General features: G+C 57.4%; 6 protein-coding genes, 1 tRNA gene and 2 rRNA genes (1 of these 9 cut by a window edge). All 9 read right to left on the reverse strand.

Annotated elements, in window-relative coordinates:
- Window positions 1-1641: a ubiquinone biosynthesis regulatory protein kinase UbiB gene (gene ubiB, locus ACY8FN_RS03190; protein ID WP_101323232.1), complete on the reverse strand. Its 1641-nt coding sequence runs from the start codon at window positions 1639-1641 to the stop codon at window positions 1-3.
- Window positions 1641-2249: a ubiquinone biosynthesis accessory factor UbiJ gene (locus ACY8FN_RS03195; RefSeq protein WP_463101126.1), complete on the reverse strand. Its 609-nt coding sequence runs from the start codon at window positions 2247-2249 to the stop codon at window positions 1641-1643. Before ACY8FN_RS03195 ends, ubiB begins: the two co-directional genes overlap by 1 nt.
- 20 nt (window positions 2250-2269) lie before the next feature.
- Entirely contained in the window at window positions 2270-3022 is a 753-nt protein-coding gene (gene ubiE / locus ACY8FN_RS03200; protein ID WP_101345867.1) for a bifunctional demethylmenaquinone methyltransferase/2-methoxy-6-polyprenyl-1,4-benzoquinol methylase UbiE, read from the reverse strand.
- Between the two features lie 65 nt (window positions 3023-3087).
- Window positions 3088-3465 carry a fluoride efflux transporter CrcB gene (gene crcB / locus ACY8FN_RS03205; protein WP_463099214.1) on the reverse strand — a complete coding sequence of 126 codons (378 nt, stop codon included), beginning with the start codon at window positions 3463-3465 and terminating at the stop codon, window positions 3088-3090.
- A gap of 95 nt (window positions 3466-3560) precedes the next feature.
- Window positions 3561-4826, reverse strand: a complete 1266-nt coding sequence (locus tag ACY8FN_RS03210) for a cytosine deaminase (RefSeq protein WP_463099215.1) — start codon at window positions 4824-4826, stop codon at window positions 3561-3563.
- Window positions 4820-4996 carry a hypothetical protein gene (locus ACY8FN_RS03215; RefSeq protein WP_463099216.1) on the reverse strand — a complete coding sequence of 59 codons (177 nt, stop codon included), beginning with the start codon at window positions 4994-4996 and terminating at the stop codon, window positions 4820-4822. The genes ACY8FN_RS03210 and ACY8FN_RS03215 overlap by 7 nt, the downstream gene beginning before the upstream one ends.
- 343 nt (window positions 4997-5339) lie before the next feature.
- Window positions 5340-5415, reverse strand: a tRNA-Thr gene (locus ACY8FN_RS03220).
- A 106-nt stretch (window positions 5416-5521) separates the two neighbouring features.
- Window positions 5522-5636, reverse strand: a 5S ribosomal RNA gene (rrf, locus tag ACY8FN_RS03225).
- A gap of 111 nt (window positions 5637-5747) precedes the next feature.
- Window positions 5748-7729: ribosomal RNA gene (locus ACY8FN_RS03230) — 23S ribosomal RNA — on the reverse strand (it continues 908 nt past the right edge of the window).

Below are 7729 nucleotides of genomic sequence, written 5' to 3' on the forward strand. Positions count from 1 at the left end.
TTAATTGGAACGGGTTCGCAACCAGCCAACCAGCCAGCAGAGGGCTGCACCGGCGAGACTGATTTGTCCCCACTCAATATGTTGTTTTTGGGTCAGCAAGAATACACCCGCCAATAGCAGGCTGGCTCCAACCCCTAAGAGGTAGCGGGCCTGCCCTTGGCGACGACTGTGACGACTGAACTCGGCAAACATCTGGTCGAAATGACGCTGCTGATGACGGGTCTGGCGCAGGGTCTCATAGACCAGCTCCGGCAGCTCCGGCAGTTTCTCGGCCCAGAATGGCGCCTTCTCCTTGATGGCGTTCCACACCGCTTTCGGCCCAACCTGCTCGTGCATCCAGTTTTCCAGATAGGGCTTGGCGGTCTGCCACAAATCGAGCTGCGGGTAGAGCTGACGCCCCAACCCTTCCACATAGAGCAGGGTCTTTTGCAGCAACACCAGCTGCGGCTGCACCGTCATATGGAAGCGGCGAGCGGTGTTGAACAGGTTGAGCAGCACATGACCAAACGAAATTTCGGAAAGCGGCTTCTCGAAGATGGGCTCCAGCACGGTGCGGATGGCGAACTCGAACTCGTCCACCTTGGTATCTGCTGGTACCCAGCCCGACTCCACATGCAGCTCCGCCACCCGACGATAGTCGCGGTTGAAGAAAGCGAGGAAGTTCTCCGCCAGATAGCGCTTGTCTTCCCGATTGAGGGTGCCGACGATGCCGCAGTCGATACCGATCCACAGCGGATTCTCCGGATGCTCATAGGAGACAAAGATGTTGCCCGGGTGCATGTCGGCGTGAAAGAAGCTGTCGCGGAACACCTGGGTGAAGAAGACCTCCACCCCGCGCTCGGCCAGCAGCTTCATGTTGGTGCCGTTGGCTTCCAGCGCCTCAATATCGGAGACCGGAATGCCATAGATGCGCTCCATCACCAGCACCTGCTCGCGGCAGAGATCGGTGATGATTTCAGGCACATAGAGCGCCTCGGAGCCGGTGAAGTTGCGGCGCAGCTGGATCGCGTTGGCGGCTTCACGCATCAGGTTGAGCTCGTCGAGGATGGTCTTGCGATACTCTTCCACCACCTCGATGGGGCGCAGCCGCGCGCTCTGGGGCGCGAAACGGGCTACCAGACGGGCCAGCGCCTGCATCAGCCGCAGGTCGGCCTCGATGACCGGCTCGATGTCGGGGCGGATCACCTTGATGACGATCTCGCGGCCACTCTCCTTCAGGCGAGCGGTATGCACCTGGGCGATGGAAGCCGACGCCAGTGGCGTCTCGTCGAAGTCGTCAAACAGGGTTTCGATGGGGCAACCCAGGCTCAGCTCGATCTGCTGGCGCGCCGCCTGACCACAGAAGGGGGGTACCCTGTCCTGCAGCAGGGCCAGCTCTTCGGCGATATCCGGCGGCAACAGGTCGCGGCGGGTCGAGAGCATCTGGCCGAACTTGATGAAGATGGGGCCAAGGGCCTCGAAGGCGAGGCGGATGCGGGCACCGCGGCTGAGATCCGGTTGCTTGTTTTTGAGCCAGAACAGGGAGCGACGGGCCAGACGACCCGGCCAGGGTTGATAGCGGGCGGGCACCAGTTCGTCGATGCCCTGCTCCAGCAGGATAGTGATGATGCGGTAGAGGCGTTTGAACTCCTTCGGGGTCATCAGGTCACCTGCTGTTCGAAGCGGGCCAGCCGCAGTTCGACGGCCTTGAGCTGCTGGGCCAGCACCTCGACGTCATCGTTGAAGCTCGCTACTTCCAGCGGGCCGGGTGCGAGGCGGGCCTCTTCGGTCAGATATTCCGCCAGCTGGCTGCGGGTGCGGCACAGTTCACGGCCAACCAGGCGGCGCGCCTGACGGGCACCACTGAACAGGGTGTGAGCCAGCACGTCGCCGGTATAGCGCGACAGCTCCTCTTCCCAGTCGATATCCAGCTCACCCAACAGCACGCTGAATGCCTGTACCAGCTGGGGATCGCCGCTCAGATCCAGCTTCTCCTCGCGGATATAGCGGGTCAGGGCGGACGGATCTTTCAGCAGACCGAGGGCGGTCAGCGACAGACTGAGCACCGCATCGGCCTCCCCTTCATGCTGGGCCAGCACATCCAACCGACACTCGGAGAAGACAAACCAGAGCGGCTTGAGTTCACGCAGCTCCAGCTTGAGCACCTTGCCCACCAGTTTGCGCAGCCGCTCCGGGCTCTGTTTGTCCAGCGCCAGCAAATGGTTGAGGCTGGTTTCGATCACCGCGGTGACCATCGCATCCAGTGGTATCGGGATTGGCATAGGCAACCTTAAAACTTGTAACCGCGATGCAGGGCGACCACACCCTGAGTCAGGTTGAAGAACTCGACCTGCTCGAAACCGACATTTTCCATCATGCCAGCCAGGGTCTGCTGATCCGGGTGCATGCGGATGGATTCCGCCAGATACTTGTAGCTTTCGCCGTCGTTAGCCACCAGTTCGCCCATTTTAGGCAACAATTTGAAGGAGTAGAGGTCATACAGCTTGGCGATCACTTCGCTGGCCGGCTTGGAGAACTCCAGCACCAGCAGACGGCCACCCGGCTTGAGCACCCGGAACATGGAGGCGAGCGCCTTGTCCTTGTCGGTGACGTTGCGCAGACCGAAGCCGATGGTGATGAGGTCGAAGTGGTTATCCGGGAAGGGCAGCGCCTCGGCGTTGGCCTGCACGTAGGAGACGTTGTTGGCGACCCCCAGATTGCGCAGCTTGTCGCGGCCCACTTTCAGCATGGAGTCGTTGATATCCGCCAACACCACCTGACCGGTCTCGCCGACGATGCGGGAGAACTTGGCGGTCAAATCACCGGTGCCACCGGCCAGATCCAGCACCTTCTGGCCCTTGCGCACACCGGAGCAGTCGATGGTGAAGCGCTTCCACAGGCGGTGGATGCCGAACGACATCAGATCGTTCATCAGATCATACTTGGCTGCCACCGAATGGAAGACACCGGCTACCAGAGTTTCCTTCTCGGTCGCGGCCACGGTTTTAAAGCCAAAATGCGTTGTCGTTGCTTGTTCTGACATCCCTTAAACACCCATAGAGCAAAGAATGGTCGCCAGTTTACCAGAGCCACTGGCGTGCGGACACCTTAAACCCGGCTCGCAACCAACTGCATGCCCAGCACCACCATGGCCAGACAGAGGAAGAGATTGAGCGCAATGTTGAGCAGTGCTTTCAGATAAGCTCCGTGTTGAGCCAGCACTACTGTATCGAGGGCAAAGGAAGAGAAGGTGGTCAAGGCACCGAGGATCCCGACCATCAACAGCGGTTTCATCGGGTGCTCCACAATATGACTGTGGCTGATGAGGGCATAAGCTACCCCCATGATGAAGGAGCCCACCACATTGACCACCAGAGTCCCGTAAGGGAAGTGGCGGCCCAGCAGCAAAGCCATCAATTCGGCAATTCCAAAACGAAGGGAGGCACCAATAGCCCCCCCTGCTGCAACGTAGAACCAGGTTTGCATGGCGTTACTCCCTCAGGGTCAGGTCGCCATTATGTCCCACTGACGGCCCTTGTGCCCAGAGGCGGAACTCATCGCCCGCGATCCTGATTGAATAATCAGCGGCGAAAATCGATCGGCTCGGGCTGACCCAGCACGATTTCGGTCTGGGCCGGGCGGGTCTGGGCGATCACCTTGCCGTGACGGATTGAATAGCGCACCGGCACCTGACGGCGCACCGCATCAAAACCGCTATCAGCGGGCAAGATCAGCAGATTGGCCGGTTTGCCCACCTCGATACCATAGCGATCCTGCACGTTCAGGGTGCGGGCGCTGTGGCTGCTGATCAGCTTCAGACCGTCGTTGATCTGCTCGTAACCCATGATCTGGCAGACATGCAGCCCCATGTGCAGCACCTGCAACATGTTGGCCGTCCCCATGGGATACCAGGGATCGAACACATCGTCATGGCCGAAGCAGACGTTGATGTTCGCCTCCAGCATCTCCTTCACCCGGGTGATGCCGCGACGCTTGGGATAGGTATCGAAGCGCCCCTGCAGGTGAATGTTCACCAGCGGATTGGCCACGAAGTTGATGTCCGCCATCTTGAGCAACCGGAACAGGCGGGAAGCATAAGCCCCGTTGTAGGAGTGCATGGCGGTGGTGTGGCTGGCGGTGACTCTATGGCCGATACCGCGCTCGTAGGCCAGGGTCGCCAGCGTCTCGATAAAGCGGGACTGCTCATCATCGATCTCGTCGCAGTGCACATCGACCAGAACCTGATACTTCTCGGCAAGATCGAAGATGTAGTGCAGACTTTCGACCCCATATTCCCGCGTAAACTCGAAATGGGGAATCGCACCGATCACATCGGCCCCCAGCTTGAGCGCCTCCTCCAGCAATGCCTTGCCGTTGGGGTAGGAGAGGATCCCCTCCTGCGGGAAGGCGACAATTTGCAGCTCCACCCACTCCTTCATCTCCTCCCGCACTTCCAGCATCGCCTTCAGAGCCACCAGATTGGGGTCGGAGACATCGACGTGGGTGCGCACGAACTGGATGCCGTTGGCGATCTGCCATTTCAGTGTCTGGATGGCGCGCTGTTTCACATCCTCATGGGTCAACAGCGCCTTGCGCTCGGCCCAGCGCTCGATCCCCTCGAACAAGGTACCGGAGAGATTCCAGCTCGGCTTGCCCGCCGTCTGGGTGCTATCGAGGTGAATGTGGGGCTCGATAAAGGGGGCGATGGCCAGACCACCCTCCCCGTCCAGCACCCGACCGGCCACGGCATGTTCGTCATGGGGTTCGATGGCGGTGATGACCCCATCCTGACAGCGGATCTGCCACAACCCTTCCCGATCGGCAAAACGAATATGTTGAATCAGCATTTGCTAGTGTCCTGTACCAGAACCGGTCGCTGGGTGAGGCGAACCAGAATGAAATAGGTGAAGGCGGCGCCCAATACCGCGTTGAGTGGCACTATACCCGGCAGCCACTTGCCGACAGCCACCCCGACTGCCGTAGCAACCAGCGCCTGCCAAGCGTACCGTCGGTCCACATGCTGGCAGAGAAGAAAGCCAGGCCGAGCAGCATCAGCGACAGCAGACCTCTGTGCGCCTTGGTGGGAACGGCCCCCCAACAGCACTCATTATCCTGTGCCATATCCTCTCTCCATGAAATAGGCAAAACGCGGCGGACCCTCAATGTAAAACGTTTTGTACCCATCACACCATGATGAATTTCGCGCAATTAATGGGTTTTGTGGTCAAACGAACCACAAAAGGGAGAGCAATGGAGAAGTATGAAACCCTATGAAATGGGGATTAGCAGAGAATATGGTGACCTTTTGCCGAGAGACAAATGCAAAAAAGCCTCCCTTTTCAGGGAGGCTTTTGTTTTCATGGTGCTGATACCCAGAGTCGAACTGGGGACCTCATCCTTACCAAGGATGCGCTCTACCAACTGAGCCATATCAGCACACTAACCGGTAAAGAACACACTGTGTGCGTTATCTAAATCTTCCGTCCAATACAACCTGACGTCGTATCGCGACCAACCACATCGCTGTAGTTGCTTAATTAAAGCCTGGCAGTGTCCTACTCTCGCATGGCGAATGCCACACTACCATCGGCGCTACCGCGTTTCACTTCTGAGTTCGGCATGGGATCAGGTGGTTCCACGGCGCTATGGCCGCCAGGCAAATTCTTAATCTAGAAAGCTGACGTGAATAACGACTGGGTCATTATCACTGAATTAGTTAAGTAGTTCGTTCATTCGCTACAAGGCCAGAAACACTTCTTGGGTGTTGTATGGTTAAGCCTCACGGGTAATTAGTATGGGTTAGCTCAACACGTCGCCGCGCTTACACACCCCACCTATCAACGTTGTGGTCTCCAACGGCCCTTTAGGACCCTCAAGGGGTCAGGGATGACTCATCTCAGGGCTCGCTTCCCGCTTAGATGCTTTCAGCGGTTATCGATTCCGAACTTAGCTACCGGGCAGTGCCACTGGCGTGACAACCCGAACACCAGAGGTTCGTTCACTCCGGTCCTCTCGTACTAGGAGCAACTCCCTTCAATCATCCAACGCCCACGGCAGATAGGGACCGAACTGTCTCACGACGTTCTGAACCCAGCTCGCGTACCACTTTAAATGGCGAACAGCCATACCCTTGGGACCGACTTCAGCCCCAGGATGTGATGAGCCGACATCGAGGTGCCAAACACCGCCGTCGATATGAACTCTTGGGCGGTATCAGCCTGTTATCCCCGGAGTACCTTTTATCCGTTGAGCGATGGCCCTTCCATTCAGAACCACCGGATCACTATGACCTACTTTCGTACCTGCTCGACCTGTCCGTCTCGCAGTTAAGCTGGCTTATGCCATTGCACTAACCTCCTGATGTCCGACCAGGATTAGCCAACCTTCGTGCTCCTCCGTTACTCTTTGGGAGGAGACCGCCCCAGTCAAACTACCCACCAGGCACTGTCCGCGAGCCCGATTCAGGGCCCTGCGTTAGAACATCAAACATACAAGGGTGGTATTTCAAGGACGGCTCCAGCGCAACTGGCGTCACGCCTTCAAAGCCTCCCACCTATCCTACACATGTAGGTTCAATGTTCAGTGCCAAGCTGTAGTAAAGGTTCACGGGGTCTTTCCGTCTAGCCGCGGGTACACCGCATCTTCACGGCGAATTCGATTTCACTGAGTCTCGGGTGGAGACAGCATGGCCATGGTTACACCATTCGTGCAGGTCGGAACTTACCCGACAAGGAATTTCGCTACCTTAGGACCGTTATAGTTACGGCCGCCGTTTACCGGGGCTTCGATCAAGAGCTTCGCTTGCGCTAACCCCATCAATTAACCTTCCGGCACCGGGCAGGTGTCACACCCTATACGTCCACTTTCGTGTTTGCAGAGTGCTGTGTTTTTGATAAACAGTCCCAGCCATCTGGTCACTGCGACTCCCAACTGCTCCATCCGCAAGGGACTTCACTGTCAAGAGCGAACCTTCTCCCGAAGTTACGGTTCTATTTTGCCTAGTTCCTTCACCCGAGTTCTCTCAAGCGCCTTGGTATTCTCTACCCGACCACCTGTGTCGGTTTGGGGTACGATGACTTGTAATCTGAAGCTTAGAGGCTTTTCCTGGAAGCATGGCATCAATGGCTTCCGCACCGTAGTGCGTTCGTCTCGTGTCTCAGCGTTGTATCTCCGGATTTGCCTAGAAATACCGCCTACGCACTTTCACCAGGACAACCGTCGCCTGGCCCACCTAGCCTTCTCCGTCCCCCCATCGCAATTACAAGTCGTGCAGGAATATTAACCTGCTTCCCATCGATTACGCCTTTCGGCCTCACCTTAGGGGTCGACTCACCCTGCCCCGATTAACGTTGGACAGGAACCCTTGGTCTTCCGGCGAGGAGGTTTTTCACCCCCTTTATCGTTACTTACGTCAGCATTCGCACTTCTGATATCTCCAGCATACCTCTCGATACACCTTCGCAGACTTACAGAACGCTCCCCTACCACTCACACATAAGTGTGAATCCGCAGCTTCGGTGCCTGGTTTGAGCCCCGTTACATCTTCCGCGCAGGCCGACTCGACTAGTGAGCTATTACGCTTTCTTTAAATGATGGCTGCTTCTAAGCCAACATCCTAGCTGTCTGAGCCTTCCCACATCGTTTCCCACTTAACCAGAACTTTGGGACCTTAGCTGGCGGTCTGGGTTGTTTCCCTCTTCACGACGGACGTTAGCACCCGCCGTGTGTCTCCCGGATATTACTTACTGGT

It is taken from the genome of Aeromonas sp. 160P, assembly GCF_055193095.1.

Bases quoted from the DNA above. Each gene is read 5' to 3' on its own strand.
- ubiB (WP_101323232.1), bottom strand. From the start codon at position 1,641: ATGACCCCGAAGGAGTTCAAACGCCTCTACCGCATCATCACTATCCTG.
- ubiE (WP_101345867.1), bottom strand. From the start codon at position 3,022: ATGTCAGAACAAGCAACGACAACGCATTTTGGCTTTAAAACCGTGGCC.
- crcB (WP_463099214.1), bottom strand. From the start codon at position 3,465: ATGCAAACCTGGTTCTACGTTGCAGCAGGGGGGGCTATTGGTGCCTCC.
- ACY8FN_RS03210 (WP_463099215.1), bottom strand. From the start codon at position 4,826: ATGCTGATTCAACATATTCGTTTTGCCGATCGGGAAGGGTTGTGGCAG.